18 protein-coding genes are annotated in these 16,160 nt (G+C 40.9%); 14 read left to right on the top strand and 4 right to left on the bottom strand.

Translation table 11 applies throughout. The features are described from left to right. Positions 1–163: 163 nt before the first annotated feature. Positions 164–289, bottom strand: a complete 126-nt coding sequence (locus V7K56_RS07010; protein WP_229547922.1) for a photosystem II protein Y — start codon at positions 287–289, stop codon at positions 164–166. 291 nt (positions 290–580) lie between these two features. After that, on the bottom strand, positions 581–1,108 hold the full coding sequence (locus tag V7K56_RS07005) for a gamma carbonic anhydrase family protein (protein ID WP_334908896.1): 528 nt from the start codon (positions 1,106–1,108) through the stop codon (positions 581–583). 242 nt (positions 1,109–1,350) lie between these two features. Here V7K56_RS07005 and V7K56_RS07000 point away from each other — a divergent pair, with 242 nt between their 5' ends. From V7K56_RS07000 to V7K56_RS06975, 7 genes are all read left to right on the top strand, one after another. Further along, on the top strand, positions 1,351–1,860 hold the full coding sequence (locus tag V7K56_RS07000; RefSeq protein ID WP_442939936.1) for a TIGR02652 family protein: 510 nt from the start codon (positions 1,351–1,353) through the stop codon (positions 1,858–1,860). Between the two features lie 169 nt (positions 1,861–2,029). After that, complete coding sequence (locus tag V7K56_RS06995) at positions 2,030–2,473, top strand: VOC family protein (RefSeq protein ID WP_334908939.1); 444 nt, start codon at positions 2,030–2,032, stop codon at positions 2,471–2,473. A 142-nt stretch (positions 2,474–2,615) separates the two neighbouring features. Continuing rightward, positions 2,616–5,465, top strand: a complete 2,850-nt coding sequence (locus tag V7K56_RS06990) for a M16 family metallopeptidase (protein ID WP_334908892.1) — start codon at positions 2,616–2,618, stop codon at positions 5,463–5,465. Between the two features lie 237 nt (positions 5,466–5,702). Then, on the top strand, positions 5,703–6,227 hold the full coding sequence (locus tag V7K56_RS06985) for a plastocyanin/azurin family copper-binding protein (RefSeq protein WP_334908890.1): 525 nt from the start codon (positions 5,703–5,705) through the stop codon (positions 6,225–6,227). Between the two features lie 340 nt (positions 6,228–6,567). Next, a complete protein-coding gene (map, locus tag V7K56_RS06980; RefSeq protein WP_334908888.1) occupies positions 6,568–7,395 on the top strand; it encodes a type I methionyl aminopeptidase in 828 nt (275 codons plus the stop codon). A gap of 499 nt (positions 7,396–7,894) precedes the next feature. After that, positions 7,895–8,008: a DUF6888 family protein gene (locus tag V7K56_RS36985; RefSeq protein WP_442939934.1), complete on the top strand. Its 114-nt coding sequence runs from the start codon at positions 7,895–7,897 to the stop codon at positions 8,006–8,008. A gap of 58 nt (positions 8,009–8,066) precedes the next feature. After that, positions 8,067–8,243 carry a DUF6887 family protein gene (locus V7K56_RS06975; protein WP_334908886.1) on the top strand — a complete coding sequence of 59 codons (177 nt, stop codon included), beginning with the start codon at positions 8,067–8,069 and terminating at the stop codon, positions 8,241–8,243. 135 nt (positions 8,244–8,378) lie between these two features. Here the strand turns inward: V7K56_RS06975 and V7K56_RS06970 are convergent, their stop codons facing one another. Beyond that, entirely contained in the window at positions 8,379–9,497 is a 1,119-nt protein-coding gene (locus V7K56_RS06970) for a hypothetical protein (RefSeq protein ID WP_334908884.1), read from the bottom strand. A gap of 495 nt (positions 9,498–9,992) precedes the next feature. Between V7K56_RS06970 and V7K56_RS06965 the strand changes: the two genes are divergently transcribed. Together V7K56_RS06965 and V7K56_RS06960 are read left to right on the top strand one after the other, a co-directional pair. Then, a complete protein-coding gene (locus V7K56_RS06965) occupies positions 9,993–11,396 on the top strand; it encodes an amidase (RefSeq protein ID WP_334908882.1) in 1,404 nt (467 codons plus the stop codon). 73 nt (positions 11,397–11,469) lie between these two features. After that, on the top strand, positions 11,470–11,652 hold the full coding sequence (locus tag V7K56_RS06960) for a hypothetical protein (RefSeq protein ID WP_334908880.1): 183 nt from the start codon (positions 11,470–11,472) through the stop codon (positions 11,650–11,652). A 312-nt stretch (positions 11,653–11,964) separates the two neighbouring features. Here the strand turns inward: V7K56_RS06960 and dusB are convergent, their stop codons facing one another. Further along, positions 11,965–13,020, bottom strand: a complete 1,056-nt coding sequence (dusB, locus tag V7K56_RS06955) for a tRNA dihydrouridine synthase DusB (RefSeq protein WP_334908878.1) — start codon at positions 13,018–13,020, stop codon at positions 11,965–11,967. A 569-nt stretch (positions 13,021–13,589) separates the two neighbouring features. On the opposite strand from dusB, the gene V7K56_RS06950 reads away from it, so the two are divergent. The 5 genes from V7K56_RS06950 to V7K56_RS06930 all read left to right on the top strand — a co-directional run bounded on the left by V7K56_RS06950 (position 13,590) and on the right by V7K56_RS06930 (position 15,919). After that, positions 13,590–13,718 carry a hypothetical protein gene (locus tag V7K56_RS06950; RefSeq protein ID WP_334908876.1) on the top strand — a complete coding sequence of 43 codons (129 nt, stop codon included), beginning with the start codon at positions 13,590–13,592 and terminating at the stop codon, positions 13,716–13,718. A gap of 13 nt (positions 13,719–13,731) precedes the next feature. Further along, positions 13,732–13,947 carry a transposase gene (locus V7K56_RS06945; protein ID WP_334908875.1) on the top strand — a complete coding sequence of 72 codons (216 nt, stop codon included), beginning with the start codon at positions 13,732–13,734 and terminating at the stop codon, positions 13,945–13,947. 41 nt (positions 13,948–13,988) lie between these two features. Next, a complete protein-coding gene (locus V7K56_RS06940; protein ID WP_334908873.1) occupies positions 13,989–14,921 on the top strand; it encodes a Sll0314/Alr1548 family TPR repeat-containing protein in 933 nt (310 codons plus the stop codon). 105 nt (positions 14,922–15,026) lie between these two features. Next, positions 15,027–15,479 carry a DUF3531 family protein gene (locus V7K56_RS06935; RefSeq protein ID WP_334908871.1) on the top strand — a complete coding sequence of 151 codons (453 nt, stop codon included), beginning with the start codon at positions 15,027–15,029 and terminating at the stop codon, positions 15,477–15,479. 8 nt (positions 15,480–15,487) lie between these two features. Beyond that, entirely contained in the window at positions 15,488–15,919 is a 432-nt protein-coding gene (locus V7K56_RS06930) for an NUDIX hydrolase (RefSeq protein ID WP_334908869.1), read from the top strand. The last annotated feature ends 241 nt before the right edge of the window (positions 15,920–16,160 follow it).

The raw sequence follows: 16,160 nt of genomic DNA, 5'->3' as shown, positions 1-16,160 counted from the left end.
GATTGGGGAAGATGTAGCTTTAGCTTCTTGCAGGGTAAGACACAAGAGAACAAGGGGGACAAGGGGGACTAAGCCCAATGCCCAATGACGCCAGTTGCTTCAAGTCGGGCATTGCCCGCCCAACGCACTGGCTCCCCAATGTCCCCATGCCCGATTAATGAATTTAGGCTTCCCGATCCAAAAAGCCTTGAATTTGTCTTAAAGCCGCAGCGCCAATATTAAACACTGCCCAGCCAGCAGCAATGGCAACTGGTGCTAAAACGATCGCTATACGAAAATCGATATCCATATCTAAAACCCTCTCTTAATTAGAAATTAAAGTTTTGTCAACTGCTCTCATTTTTATTTTTAGCTGAAGTGGGCAATTTTTCCAAATCCAAATGTAAAGAATGTTTAATTTATGGGGTATTGGATATTTGTCATTTGTCATTTGTCATTGGTTATTAATTCTTCTCCCTCATCTCCCCTGCTCCCCATCTCCCCTGCTTTCCCAATCTTTTTATTCAATTTTGAATTTTGAGTCGCACCTTTGGTGCGCTAAAAGCGCAACTTGAATTTTGAATTGATTTCTCCCTACTCCCTAAGCCTTGCTAAAACCAATATCAGTACCCTTACCAGCATGAACTAAAGCTAACTTTTGGTAACATTTGGCGTGTTCAATCAGTTCTGCGGCTTCAACGTCTGTGACTTGGCGTAATACTTTACCAGGAATACCGACAACTAGGGACAAAGGCGGTACATTTTTAGTTACGACTGCGCCAGCACCAATAATGCTACCAGCGCCCACTCGTACCCCATTTAAAATCACTGCGCCAATGCCAATCAAACTTCCATGCTCAATGTAAGCAGAATGTACTACAGCGCGATGCCCTACGGTAACATGATCTTCTATGATTGTTGGAAAACCAACATCACCATGTAGAATTGCACCATCTTGAATATTGGTGCATTCGCCAATTTCAATTTGTTCTACATCTCCCCTAACCACTGCTCCATACCAAATGCTCACTCCTGCTGCTATATTTACCGAACCCATAACAACAGCATTGCCCGCAATGAAGGCAGCTTGAGAAAAATCAGGAGATGTCCAGTAAGAAGCGGTAGACACGATAGAATATGAATATGGTACCCAGGAACACTGGAGAAACTCCAACCTTTGAGGCTGGTTGTACAACCAGGATATCACAGCGTCAAGCCTCTACCCTGAGGAAAACACTAGTGAACAATGTTCCTGCCGCAACACCGTGTCTATGCAGCAGTGAGCAAGTAACCCAAAGTGGTTGAGCCGAAGTGTATAATCCAACCCACTAGTGCTGGTGAAGACAAAACTATGTTTGTACGCACTTCATGATGAATCCAGGTTTGCAGTACCCGATGTTTGGGCCGGAAATACAGTGTCCCCATTGTCGCCAGACTATTCCGGCGTTGACACTAACAGATACTTATTTGTGTCCTCGTCATGGCGCCTTTGAAGCTAATCCTAAAAATGGAGAGTTAATCCATTTGCAATCGGGGCGTCATTGGCGGAGGTGGAATAATGAATGGTATAGACAACACACTCATCCTGATGGTATTCGCTTTGAAATTCACGAGGCATTAGATAAGCTCTATACCCAAGGCTTTCGAGCAACACGAGTGATTATTGCTCGACGTTATCAGGAATTGATGAGCGGCTATTTAGAACGCAGCACCCCTTGGCGTTCTGGACAACCAGAAGCTACTGCTGCGCGTTTGTACGGTTTACCTGTAGAGTTTAGCCCCGATACCTCAGATGATGCCTGTTGGGAAGTGATTAATTTTGACTTGGAAAAAGAGCCTGGTGTCCCTGTACGCTACCCTTATTTCAGGTTATTTGAATAATGGTCAACCCCTTCTCTGCGAGACGCTACGCGAACGGGGAATTCAAAATTCAAAATTCAAAATTAATAATCCCTATAAATAAATTTAGGGGCTTGCATCCTTTTTTACTTCGGTCATTGGTCATTGGTCATTTGACAAATGACTAATGACAACTGACAAAGGACAAATTATGCACCACGCTTCTATTCGGACTGCGAATATTCATCGAGCGATCGCTTTCTACGAACATTTAGGGTTTACAATTTCAGAACGCTTTACCACAGGCTACACCCTAGCTTGCTGGATGGAAGGATTGGGCGGCAGAATTGAACTGATCCAAATTCCCGAACCAAAACCAGCCCCAGATGCGTTTGCTGACGAACATTATGTGGGATACTATCATCTCTCGTTCGATTTAACTGAGATTACACCAGATTTACCTAACTGGTTGACAAGTTTGCAAGAACGTGTACTATTAGCTGCGGAGAGTCAAACCGAAGGATTAGAACCGTTGAAGGTACTTTTAGAACCGACACAACAGCAAATAGGCGATCGCATTTACGAAGTGGCTTTCATCGCCGATACCGATGGCTTACCTCTGGAATTCATTCGGGTTTTAGCAAAACTCCCGTAATTTAGCTTTTTTATTACCTTTGTTGCTAATATATTGTTTTTCTGTATTGTTGCTGAGGTAACAGATTTTTTTGCCAGATTAAACTATGGTAACTCTCCTAAATAACTATGTAATTTAATTTACAGATATATCTGCTAAATACATGTATGGATTTTCCAGATTTTATAAATATCCTTTGCCATTATTACTTTTAAGCTTATGGGTAGTAGCGGTTTTTTTATTGAGCGATCGACCTGCTCATAGCCAATATACAGTCACATCAGCTAATAAAGAAAAATTTCAGTCAAGCTTGCTAGCAAAAAGAATAATGCCCTCAACACTGACAGAAAATGTCCACAAGACAGTGCTAGAGAATGGTCTAACTGTCCTGACAAAGGAAGTGCATACTGCGCCAGTAGTGACGGTGCAAGTTTGGTACAAGGTTGGCTCACGCAACGAAGAACCGGGCGTGAATGGCATTGCCCACCAGCTGGAACACATGATGTTTAAAGGCACAAAAAATCGTCCGATTCAATTTGGACGTTTGTTTAGTGCTTTAGGTAGTGATTCCAATGCTTTCACCAGCTACGATCAAACTGCATATTACGGTACTGTGGAACGAAACAAGCTGAAAGCGCTCTTAGTGCTGGAAGCAGACAGAATGCAAAATTCCCAGATTGAGCCAGAGCAACTAGCGAGTGAAAAGCGGGTAGTAATTTCCGAGTTGCAAGGTTACGAAAATAGTCCAGAATATCGCCTCAACCGCGCCGTCATGCAAGCGGTGTTTCCCAATCATGCTTACGGGTTGCCTGTAGGTGGCACAAAAGCTGATGTCGAAAAATTTGAAGTTGAGCAGGTAGAAAAATATTACCGCAATTTTTACAGTCCCGATAATGCCGTCTTAGTGATTGTTGGAGATTTTCAAACTGCAAATGCCCTCGAAACAATTAAAGAGGTATTTGGCAAAGTACCGAGGCAGAGGGCAGAGGGCAGGGGGCACGGGGCCAGGGGAGCAGGGGGAGCAGAGGAGCAGAGGAGCAGAGGGGAAAGTCTTTCCTCCTCATCTCCCATCGTATTGCGACAGCCGGGAGCAGGGCGGCTGTTACAAGTTGTGTATCCGCTACCGGATGCAAATCAACCGGATATCCCGGCGCTGGATGTGATGGATTACATCTTGACAGAGGGACGGAATTCTAGACTTTATCAAGCATTGGTGGAATCAGGTTTAGCTAGTGAATTAACAGCTTCTGTCAACAGTTTGCGAGAATCTGGATGGTATGAGGTGTTAGTAACAGCTGGTTCTAAACAAGATTTGAAAAAAATTGACTCAATGTTGAGTAGTGCGATCGCCAATGTAGCAGAAAAAGGCGTGACATCTGAGGAAGTAGAACGAGCCAAAACTCAATTAACAGCAGATGTAATTTTGAGTAACCGTGATATCACCTCTCAAGCAATGCGATTGGGTACTGATGAGACAACTGTTGGTGATTATAACTACACAGACCGCTATTTGGCTGCTGTTCGTCTAGTGAAGCCGGCTGATGTCGTTGCTGTGATTAACAAATACCTGACAAAAGAAGCACGGACAGTTGGCTTTTTTGAACCAACCCAGAAGCGGATAACAGAAGTTGCTGACAAACCAGACTCAGCCCAAACTAGAGAAAACTTCTCTGCTGGCGCACCCGTGCTTTTTTCTGAGGTGATAAAGTACTTACCGCCTGTGGATTTGGCTACAGATGCGATTGCCCAAGTCCTACCTGATGAATTTAAATTTCCTAACGGACTGCGGATATTACTGTTACCTGATCGTAGTACTCCCACCGTTACCCTGAGCGGTTATATTCAAGCCGGGACAGAATTTGATCCAGATAATAGAGCTGGGTTGGCTGCTTTTGTAGCAGAGAACTTGCTAAATGGCACTAAGAGCAAAGATGTTTTAACTATTGCCAAAGTCTTAGGAGAACGAGGGGCGAGTCTAAATTTTCAAGCCAACCGCGAAGGTGTGCATATCGAAGGTGATAGTTTAGCAGATGATTTGCCAATACTTCTTGAGATATTGGCAGATGTTATGAAAAATAGTACCTTTCCAGTCAAAGAGTTGGAATTGCATCGCCAACAAACTTTAACTGAACTGCAACAGGAATTAGATGAGCCATCAGAAGTAGCCAGAAGAGTATTTGTTCAGTCAATTTACCCGAAAAAACATCCCTTACATACTTTTCCTACAGACGAAAGTTTACAGCAGATTCAACGCCAGGATGTGATTGATTTCAAAGCGAAACATTATCGTCCAGATACAACAGTGCTAGCCCTGGTGGGAGATTTTGATCTAGACAAAGTGCGATCGCTGCTTAAAAATAAGTTTGGAGACTGGGAAGTTAGCAAAAAAGCACCTACATTAAAATATCCTCCGGTGGCAATACCGGAGAAAATAGTGAGTGTCAACCCAGTTTTACCAGATAAAGCCCAAGCTGTAACTTATATGGGTTACACAAGCATTAACCGTTACGATCCTCGATTTCATGCAGCCTTAGTATTGAACCAGATTTTGGGAGGTGATACTTTATCTAGTAGACTAGGTGCAGAAGTGCGCGATCGCCAAGGTCTGAGCTATGGAATTTATAGCTCCTTCCAAGTCGGGAAGAATGTAGGGACATTTTTGATTGAGATGCAGACTAGTCCTGAAGATAGCAGTAAAGCGATCGCTAGCACGCGCCAAATACTACAACAAATCCATCAACAAGGTGTAACTGCACTGGAAGTAGAAACAGCTAAACACACCCTCATCAGCAACTACAACGTTTCCCTGGCAAATCCAGAGGAATTAACAGATAGAATTCTGATAAATGAGGTATACGGACTAGATAAAGTAGAGTTGCACTCTTTCACTGATAAAATCCAGAAAGTCACCCTTGCCCAAGTGAATCAAGCGGCTCGTGAGTTACTCCATGCAGATCAAATCGTAGTCGTTACTGCTGGGCCATCTGTGTTAGCAGAGAAAAGTATTAGGTAGAGATAGGCACTGGGCATGGATAATATAAAGAATAGGTAATACCAATTCGTAATTCGCAATTCGCAATGACGCTCGCGGACTCGCTAACGCTGCGCTAACGCAATTGAGAAATTTAGATGCAGCAAGGCTTTTCCGGCTTACATCTGTTGCCTTATTTTAGAGAATTGGTATAAAGTGGTTTTTCCCGTTACCTATTAATTGTTCTTGCTCATCAGCATTGCCTTTTGATAATTAGTGATGAAAATTTATAACTATTTTTACGAAATTGTAATTAAGTCTCTTACTTTCACAATTCCTGCTTGGGTACAAATATTACAACATAACTACGTGATATTAACGTTGCTCTTAACTTTAAATTTCATCACTGCTACTCCAGCAATGGCGGCGAATTTGTCTGGCGATTTGCTCAAGCAACCAGCTACAGAAATTACAGTTAGCTTGGGTAATTCAGCTAACGAACTTAAGTTTGAGCCAAATCATTTGAAATTTGAGGTTGGTAAACGCTATCAACTACGGCTTAATAATCCCAGCCAACTGAAGCACTATTTTACCGCTAAAGATTTTGCCGATGGCATCTGGATCCAAAAAGTTGAAGCAGGCAAAGTAGAAATCAAAGGAGCCATTCACGAACTGGAACTCAAGCCCTGTGCTGAAGCCGAATGGGTATTTGTGCCTTTGAAATCTAGTACTTATGGCTTACGTTGTACAATACCAGGACATACAGAAGCAGGTATGACTGGAGAGATTGCCATCAAAAATTAAAAATATAAAAATAATTGATCTAAATACAACATTTCGTTAAATTCTCTGCGTACCTTTGCGCCCCTCTGCGTTTAAATTTCAACCCTCAATTTATCACGATTTTAGATAAAACTGTACTAATTCCCATAGTGTATCGTGAAAAAAAAACTTAGGGCGTTTTTGATTCCAGTCCAACACATTAGGAGTATGCAAATATGTTATTCTATATACATTAGCGCCCAAAATATAAGAATTTCTATCAGGGATTAAAATAACTTAAATTATAGATATTATTTCTCAATTAACCCAGAGAAAGCATTGATACTTCAGCGTTAGAGCCACCAGTAATTATTAATTTCCCATGAACATTTTCAGTAACTTACTTTCTCAAGCGACTCAACCTACACCTGCGAAAAAACAGCGCCGAGGAATTGAAATTAAATCGCCGCGTGAAATTGAAATCATGCGGCAATCATCGACAATTGTCGCAACTGTCCTAAAAGAAATTTCCGAACTAGTAAAGCCAGGAATGACAACAGCTGATTTGGATACTTATGCAGAAAAACGCATCCGCGAAATGGGTGCAACACCGAGTTTTAAAGGATATCACGGTTTTCCAGGTTCTATCTGTTCCAGCATTAACAATGAAGCTGTACATGGCATTCCTAGTCCCAAAAAAGTGATTCGTGTCGGGGATGTATTAAAAGTAGATACAGGTGCTTATTACCAAGGCTTTCATGGTGATTCTTGCATTTCAATTGCTGTCGGTGAAGTGACGCCAGAAGCTGCTAAATTAATTCGCGTAGCAGAAGAAGCTTTATATAAAGGCATTGAGCAAGTAAAGGCTGGTGTATACCTGCTTGACTTAGCTGGAGCAATTGAAGATCATGTGAAATCTAACGGTTTTAGTATAGTCGAAGAATTCACTGGACACGGTGTCGGTCGTAACCTGCATGAAGAACCTTCAGTATTCAACTATCGTACTCGTGAGATGCCAAATGTTAAACTCCGGGCAGGGATGACACTGGCAATTGAGCCAATTTTAAATGCGGGTTCTAGACACACACGAACATTATCTGACCGTTGGACAGCAGTCACTATGGATAATTCTTTATCGGCTCAGTTTGAGCATACAGTTTTAGTAACGGAGACTGGTTATGAGATTTTAACTGACCGTTCTAAGGTGTAATTATTAGTTCTAATTATCTATTGTTAAGAGGTAGAGCGTCGAAAGAGGGCGATTTGCCTCTTGATTTTTTTACGAAAATCGAAAGGCTCAGATTCGTGACTTCTTAGAGAAACTATAAATATTGTAATCGTTTTTTAGTTTTGAATTATTTATCTGATCGCTACATAGTTAGTTTTATAAATAGGAAATGTTTCTTTAGCTTATGTAGAGACAGATGTACTCTCTGGAATCGCTTCTAATGGGACTTAGGCAAAAAACACCGATAAAATGACCTCAAACGTATATCTCAAAGGGTTTTGACATTGTTTTGCTTGGTTTGTTAATATATCTGGGTTTCAGGCGTTTTCGGGCATTTGGTGTATTTCCCTTACCCCGCAAGGGTTTGAGGCTTATTTATTCCTCAAAAATGTTTAAGTCCCACTAAGATGAAACTCTGAAACCCTGATTCTATGGTTGTTGATACTGTTGATGAGTTTGTTGATAAAATCCAAAAATCCTTATGGAACCGACCATAGAGCAACTTAAGGCATTCTTTGATTTCTGCGTGAGAGCTAGCAACCTGCTACGCGATATCGCCCTAGTCCGGTACGATCAGAGAATAACAGAATTGTGATTTTAATTGGTGAATCTATTCAAATAGAAATACTTAGCAATGGGGAGAACATTATAGGATGACTGACTATATGAACCTTAGCGAGGCAGATTTACGTCAATACGTTATCACTCACCCAGATGATGAAGATGCATTTCAACACTATTTATCAATCATGAGAGCTAAACCGGGGCGCGTAGTGGTGGCAACGCCGGAACAACTAGAGGCAGAACTTAGGAAAAGGTTAGCTTCCTAGATTAGATATTAATCGCATTTATAATTAATATTTACAAAAAAACATCAAAAGAGTAAAAGTTATAGTAAGTCAGAAAATAATATTGCTTTTACTATAAAAAAAATAGATTGCCTGTTGCCATTTGTCTTGCGCTTCCTACCGAACTAGTAGTGAATGAGGCGAATTTTCTACAAAAAAATTAGCTTCTATTGCTAGCTTTTGGGCCGATTCTAAGTTTGCTAAGGCTTTCTTTTCAATTAACACTCTTTGACTTATAAATTTATAGTTAATTCGATAGTAAGCCAATTTCTTCTTTGCTTGCTCAGAAACTGATGTTTCATTAGGAATACTATCTAACAAGATTATTGCCTGATGCCATTTAGTTTCTGCTTCTTGCCAGACTTGTAGAGGATGCGGCGGATTTTGAACCAAAGAAGCAGCCTCCATACCGAGTTTTTCAGCAGATTTAAACTTTGTGCTCGCATTCTCTTCTTGAGTTAAACTTAGACTCATCTGCTGCAATTGTGGACTTTGCTCTTTAATTTTCCAAGCACCAAAACCTAAGATTAATAAACTTGAAGCTATGGGCAAAGCTGAATGTACTATTTTTTGTGTCGAAAACTTTGGTACTATTTCTACATGCTGGCTAATAATTGGTTCTTTACTACTTTCCTGTTCAATCTTTTTTAGGGCTTGTTCTGCCTGTTTACTTAAAGTATTACACTGAATAATTAAAGCAGCAATTTGTTCTTGGAAATAATCACAATCATTGAGAATATCTGTCAATTCTTGAAATTTTCCTTCACTCGATATAATTAATTCGTGGTCATCATATAACCACTCCAAGACAAAACCAGATTTCCCACAGAAAGCAGACACACCTAATAAAATTTTTAATAAAGTCCGGCTATTTTTAATAGTATCAAAAACATAATTTAATTTCTGTTGCAGTTCTAATAATTCATTTTGATAATTGCTGATTTTTTGAATTTGACGCTCTAAAATATTAATATCTTCAAAAACTAAGTTATTTTTTAAATTTTCAGCAATAATCTGAAATTTTGTGCGTATACTTAAATGATTAATATCAGAATTTAGTTGATTTACAAACGGAACATCACTGAGAATATCAGCAGCTATTGCCTGCAAAAAATAACCCCATTCAATCCAGCCATCAATTTTTAATTGTAGTTCAGTTAATGAAATCTTAGTTTTTGAGTGGCCAAATTTTTCTGCGATCGCAGGATCTACTAATCCCACACCAGGTATAAACAAACTAGCTACAGTACCTATTTGAGGAAGTGTAGCGATTACAGAATTTTTGACGCAATCAAATTTCAACTCCTGAGCAATTAATTTCTTAATATTCCGTAGTTGTTCCTGAGCATTATTGATCAGGATAATTTGCTCCATGATTTGATTAGAATCGCTAATAGCCAGCTTAAGGTTCTGAATCAGTGTTGGCAATTCACTAACAAGTATTTCTAGGTTAGCCATAAATACCCCTTAGGGATTTGTTGAAAGTTTATGCGAAACAATTAAAATGGCTTGAAAAAGAGGCCAGGGAGTAGGGGAGACAAGGGGACAAGGTGACAAAATGTTAGAACTTGCAACAAGTTTTCCATTCTTCTTGTCCCCTTCAAGAACTGCCTCTTCCTTGAGTGGCAAATCTCAGGAGCCATAAAATGTATAGTTCCCGGAAATCCTGCTAAAGTAACAATTTCAGTTTAAAAATTCCAGAGAAAGACAAAATTACCCATTCACTAACCTATGAATGAAGTTGATTTAGCATTTACCCCAGCACTAGAGTTGGCGCAATTAATTCGTCGCCGGGAAATATCACCGCTAGAGTTGGTAGAAATATATTTAGAACGGATTGGACAATTAAATCCTCAATTAGGAAGTTATTTTACGGTGACGGCAGAATTAGCGATCGCAGATGCCAAAGCCAAAACAGAATTATTGACAACTAGCTCAGAACTACCGCCATTTTTTGGCGTGCCGATTTCCATTAAAGACCTCAACGCAGTAGCGGGTATTACTTGTACTTATGGAAATCCGGCATTACTGAACAATATCCCTAACTATGATGATGGTGTTGTAACGAGGATTAAGCAAGCTGGATTTACTATTCTTGGTAAAACAGCCACTTCCGAATTAGGTTCATTCCCATACAGCGAACCTGCGGGTTTTCCCCCAGCCAGAAATCCGTGGAATTTAGAATACACCCCTGGCGGTTCCAGTGGTGGCGCAGCGGCGGCGGTAGCGGCGGGATTGTGTGCGATCGCTCAAGGTTCTGATGGCGGTGGTTCAATTCGGGGGCCTGCGGCTTGTTGTGGTTTGGTGGGAATTAAACCATCTAGGGGTAGGGTAAGTAAAGCACCCGTAGGCGAACGCCTCGCTGGAATTGCCGTCAACGGGCCAATCGCCCGCACTGTGGCTGATGCTGCTGCCCTTTTGGATGCCATATCTGGCTATATTACAGGCGATCCTTACTGGTTGCCAGATCCCGAACCATCATTTCTCGCTGCTACTGGGACAAAACTTGGTGCTTTGCAAATTGCCTTTGACACTAGCATTTCTCCTTTGGGAGAAGCTGACGCCAACTGTCAGCAAGGTGTCCGCCAAACAGTCGAGTTATTAGAACAACTCGGCCACCACGTTGAACAAAAATCCCCAGATTTTAGTAGTTTAATTGAACCATTTCAAATCGTTTGGCAAGCTGGGGTAGCCGCATCAGGACTTCCTGTTGAAGCCTTGCAGCCATTGAATCGCTGGCTATTTGCACGTACAGGTTCTGTTGCCCAATACCTGCAAGCAGTTTCCCAAATGCAGGTAGTAGCACGTCAGATTGTAGCGTTTTTCGATACCGTGGATGTGCTAGTATTGCCAGTTTATCTACATTCACCCATCCGCGTTGGGGAATGGGCTTCGCTGAGTCCAGAAGAGACATTCCAAAATATTATTGAGTGGGTTGCCCCTTGTCCGTCTGCGAATGCAACTGGACAACCTGCGATCGCAATTCCTGTAGGCTTTGACAGTAAGGGTTTACCCATCAGTGTGCAACTAATTGGTAAACCTGCCGCTGAAGCCACAATCATCAGCCTAGCAGCACAATTAGAAGCGGCTAACCCTTGGATTCATCATCGTCCAGCCTGGGCAATATCGGGCTAATCATGCAGGCATCCCTGGAACAACTTTCACAAATTATCGTGTTTGCAGGTTTAGAACAGCAGAGAAGATCGGTTTGCAACCTGACACTCAGGTGCAAGGCTATCCCAAAAGAGAGATTATTCTCCATAAAGGCGATCGCTTACCGGCAAAACTCTACGCTGTTGTCAGTGGATCAATTCAAGTTACCAAAACAGCAACAACGAGGAAAAAATGTTTGAATTTTGAATTGTTAACTATCTTTCCAGTTCCAGAGTGATTAGCGATCGCCTGTTTTTTCTGATTTTTTAATGCATTTTTTGTCTAATTTGTCAATGCATGAGTTCTAAATTCAAAATAAAAGAGAGTTATACCAATTTGAAAAAAGAATGTGACAAATAGACTATTTGTAGAGACGCGATTCATCGCGTCTTTACTGATCGCGTCTTTACCGAAAGATGTGTTGCAATCATTAATTGAATTGGGATTACACAAAGAGATATAAACCTCAACCGAAATAGTGGTATCCAAGCGATTGCGTCACTTTTAGTAACCAACAATATCACTCCAAGCTAGTGATAAAATCAACTTTTTAAAGCATTACCAAACTACCTTGTGCTTCTTCCTCTAGTTCATAACCATTAGCTAATTTTTCAATTGCTTTGTCAAGCATTGCCAAACCCTGATCTACTTTTTCAACCAAACTCAGCTGTCCTCGAAGTTCGGCAGCACCAACAAAACCTTTAGCATACCAAGTCATGTGCTTACGGGCTTGACGTACACCGCGATCGCCTTTATATTCCCACAAGGCTTGTAAATGATCTCTTGCACATTCCAAGCGCTCAATCGGTGTAGGTGTCGGTAGTATCTCTCCTGTTTTTAAGAAGCGATCAATTTCTCCCACTAAAAAGGGATAACCCAAAGTCCCACGGGAACACATGACGCCATCAGCGCCAGTTTGTTCTAAACATTTTACTGCCGCTTCAACGGAAAAAATATCTCCATTCCCAATCACTGGGATAGAAAGCACTTCTTTTACACGGGTAATCCATTCCCAACGAGCATTACCGTTATACCCTTGGGCGCGGGTGCGTCCATGTACCGTAATCATTTTCGCTCCGGCATCTTCCATTCGCTTGGCAAAGTCGAGAATAGTAATTTCGTTATCATTCCAGCCAATACGGGTTTTTACTGTCACAGGTACATCAACAGCTTTTACCACTTCCCGCACAATTGCTTCTGCTACTTCTGGTTGCCGCAACAACGAAGAACCACCACCATTTTTAGTGATTTTATTAACCGGACAACCCATATTAATATCAACAGTATCAGCACCTTCAGCAACTGCCTTTATTGCTGCTTCTGCCAAGAAATCTGGGCGGCAATCAAATAGTTGAACGCTAATCGGGCGTTCGTTGGGATCTACCTCCATGATTTTGGGTAACTGCTTGACATAATGCAACCCTGTAGCATTTACCATTTCGGTATACATCATTGAATCTGGTGCATAGCGACGCACAAGACGGCGAAACACCATATCTGTCACTCCAGATAGAGGCGACTGGAGAACCCGACTTTTTAACTCGAAAGAGCCAATCTTTAAGGGTTGGGAGAGTCTAGCTTGAAGAATAGGAGAGAGCGAAATCATAGAAAAAATTAAAAATTATCGGAATGGAAAATAGCAAGAATATGTAGGTAAATTCATAATAAAGGATACAGCAAATTTCAAGTTAGTGAGGTACACAAGCTAAGTCTCAAAGCCGGGTATCAAGCCTGTTTTACTTCTGTTAGCGCCGTGGGGCGTAGCCCATTCTGACGCCTTGGCGGAGCGTCTCCGGCTCCGCTCCTGAATTCTGAATTCTGCTGTAATTGTAGGTTACGTATCCTGACTTGAAAACTGTTTTTGCATTTCTTGCTGAATCTCTTCTAGACTCAAACCTAACTCTTTCGCAGTTTCTTCAAAACTTAATCCCAATCTCAATAACAAAGGTATCATTCTAAGAGGATGTTTGGAAAGTCAAAAAAAGCTCAAGTAACGGTACTGTGTCAGTAGAAACAAATGCGACAGTGTTACGAAAGCCATGTCTAAATTTTACCTAAGCAACCTGACTTTGGAACAATGGTGGTACAAGCAATTGATTATCACTCAGGCAAAAAAGTCAAAGGCGTAAGCGACATTTCTTGGTTGATATCCTTAAACTAGTCCTGATAGTCTTAATGACATCCGCTTACGAGTCTGACCAAGCAGGGGCAAAAAAATTATTTGCCCTAGAGAAGAAGCGAATTAGCCATCGCCTAAAACGCCTTGTCTGTATTTGGGTTGATGCCGGGTATCACTTGCGTTAGATTTCTGAAATGGATGATGGATACTTACTGTTGGGTTTTAAAAGTTGTGCGCCGTCCAACAAATGCCAAAAGTTTTATTCTTCTGCCAAAATGTTGGGTTGTTGAGCGCAGTTTTGGTTGGTTTAACTGGTGTCGTCGTCTAAGTCAAGATTACGAGATTCTACCAGAGATTTATAAAACATTTGTATACATTGTAATGATTCGGTTAATGCTCAGAAGACTCGCCTAATTAATTAATTCAATACTTTTCAAACATCCTCTGAGGTTAAAATGACTAAAAGGTTTTCCTCGCCTCAATTAGTAGTGTCTGCTAAACTCACTACCTTTGCTCAGACTGCTTTTGCAGCTGTGATCGCATTTAATGTCTGGGTAAATCCCTCCCTGGCTGGCGATCCGTTTCGCAATCGCGAACCTCATCAAATTGGCGACCAAACAGAAGCAGCTTTTAAAGCGATTTTCCAACAGGGCAACTATCCAGCAGCAGATCGTTATCTGGAACAAGCACTATCCAAAGAGCCAAATGAACCTCTAGCTTATGCGATGAAGGCATCTTTAGCGTACGGAAATAAGGATTGGGCTAAACTCGACACCTACAGTCAGAAAACACTAGAAACAGGACAAAAACTAATTACTAGCGATCCATTGCGTGGTAATTTATACACTGCTGTTGGTCATTTTTTAGAAGGTGCAGTAGTTATCACTCGTAAAGGTACAGTCAACGGTGTACCCCAAGCCTTGAGTCAGCTGCGACAAGTTTATGAATATTTAGACAAAGCCGAAGCAATTTCTGCCAACGATCCAGAACTGAATTTAATCAAAGGTTATATGGATTTATTATTGGCGGTTAATTTACCTTTTGCTAGCCCAGATCAGGCAATTCGACGCTTAGAACAAAATGCTTCTCCTCAATATCTAGTGGATCGGGGTATTGCTCTTGCTTACCGAGATTTAAAAAGGTATCCACAAGCACTAGAATATGTGAATCGAGCGATTAAAACCACATCCGATAATCCAGAAATTTATTATCTTAAAGCCCAAATTCTTAGACAACTGGGGCAAAAAGAAAATAGCCAGCAAATAATTCAGGAAGCGATCGCTAATTTTGACAAAGCATTGACTAAAAAATCACAATTACCAGGCGATTTAGTCAAACAAATTGAGCGTGAACGCAGAAGTGCTGTTAGTCTTAAAAATCCTGGATAATTGGGCATTGGGCATTAAGTTTTTTTCCTATGCCCCATTCCCTATGCCCTATTCCCCATTTTGATATGCTTATTTCCAGGAGAGTAATTGAGATATTAGGCCAAAATGGAGATTCAGTTTCGCGAAATTAATCCTTTTGATGTGTGGATTTGGCTGAAATTCAGTACAAATCCTTCTGCGCGTGAAAAGCAGTATGTAGAAGAAGTTTTCAATTCCTGGTTTTATCTAGGTAAATTGGGTGCATTTAATGCTGAGAATCTTCAGGTGCAGGACACTGGACTCGATATCAGCTACATGAATTATGATGAACAAGGCTATGACAAAAGCCTACTAGCATTGATGCACAACATGGGTGAGTTTGAATATGAAGGACAGTGGGGACGTTGTTGGTTTGATTTAGGAACCAGTGATGCGATCGCTCTGGATATTTTAATCAACGCTCTCACACAGCTAAGTCAGGAATATGTCACCATTGAAGAATTGTACATCGGTGGTGAAAATCCAGATTGGCCTATTGAGGATAGCGAAAGTCGTCCTCAGTCTATTTATGATAATTAGTTACAAAAATGAATAAAGCTGGCGAAATTCGGGTAATAGCCTTGGGGCTAATTCGGGATAGCGAACGCATATTTCTTTCTGAAGGCTACGATCCCGTAAAACAAGAAACGTTTTATCGTGCTTTAGGCGGTGGTGTCGAATTTGGCGAAACTAGCTGTGCCGCCTTAGAACGAGAGTTTCAAGAGGAAATTCAGGCAGACTTAACAAATATTAAATATCTTGGTTGTATAGAGAACCTATTTATATTTAATGGTAGGCAAGGTCATGAAATTATTCAGCTTTTTCAATGTGACTTTGTTGATTCCAAATTTTATCAACTGGAAAGTTTAATTTTTTCCGAATCGCTACATCATAAACATAGAGCGTTATGGATAGATATATCTCGCTTGAAATCTGGGGAATTCAGATTAGTACCTGAAGTATTTTTTGAATATTTATAAATTATCTGGAAATTTACTAAGATTGCTTTGCTGTTAATTGTGTCACTGTTTTTTTAGTTTGGCGATCGCTTGTTCAAGTAGCTCTGTCATTGCTGTCAATCGTTATGAAAGTCATACTATAAATTATCTCTGCTTGCACTCTGTTGGAATTGTTAGGGTACGATTAATTGGAGTGAGAGCAAAGCGCGATCGCACTGCTGAAAACCAACGATTTGTTGGATCAAGGATAGGTGGGGCAACT

The sequence above is a fragment of the Nostoc sp. genome, assembly GCF_036917535.1.
Classification (GTDB): Bacteria; Cyanobacteriota; Cyanobacteriia; order Cyanobacteriales; family Nostocaceae; genus Nostoc.
Note: the sequence above shows the minus strand (reverse complement) of the source record. Positions and strands in the feature narration are given on the sequence as shown.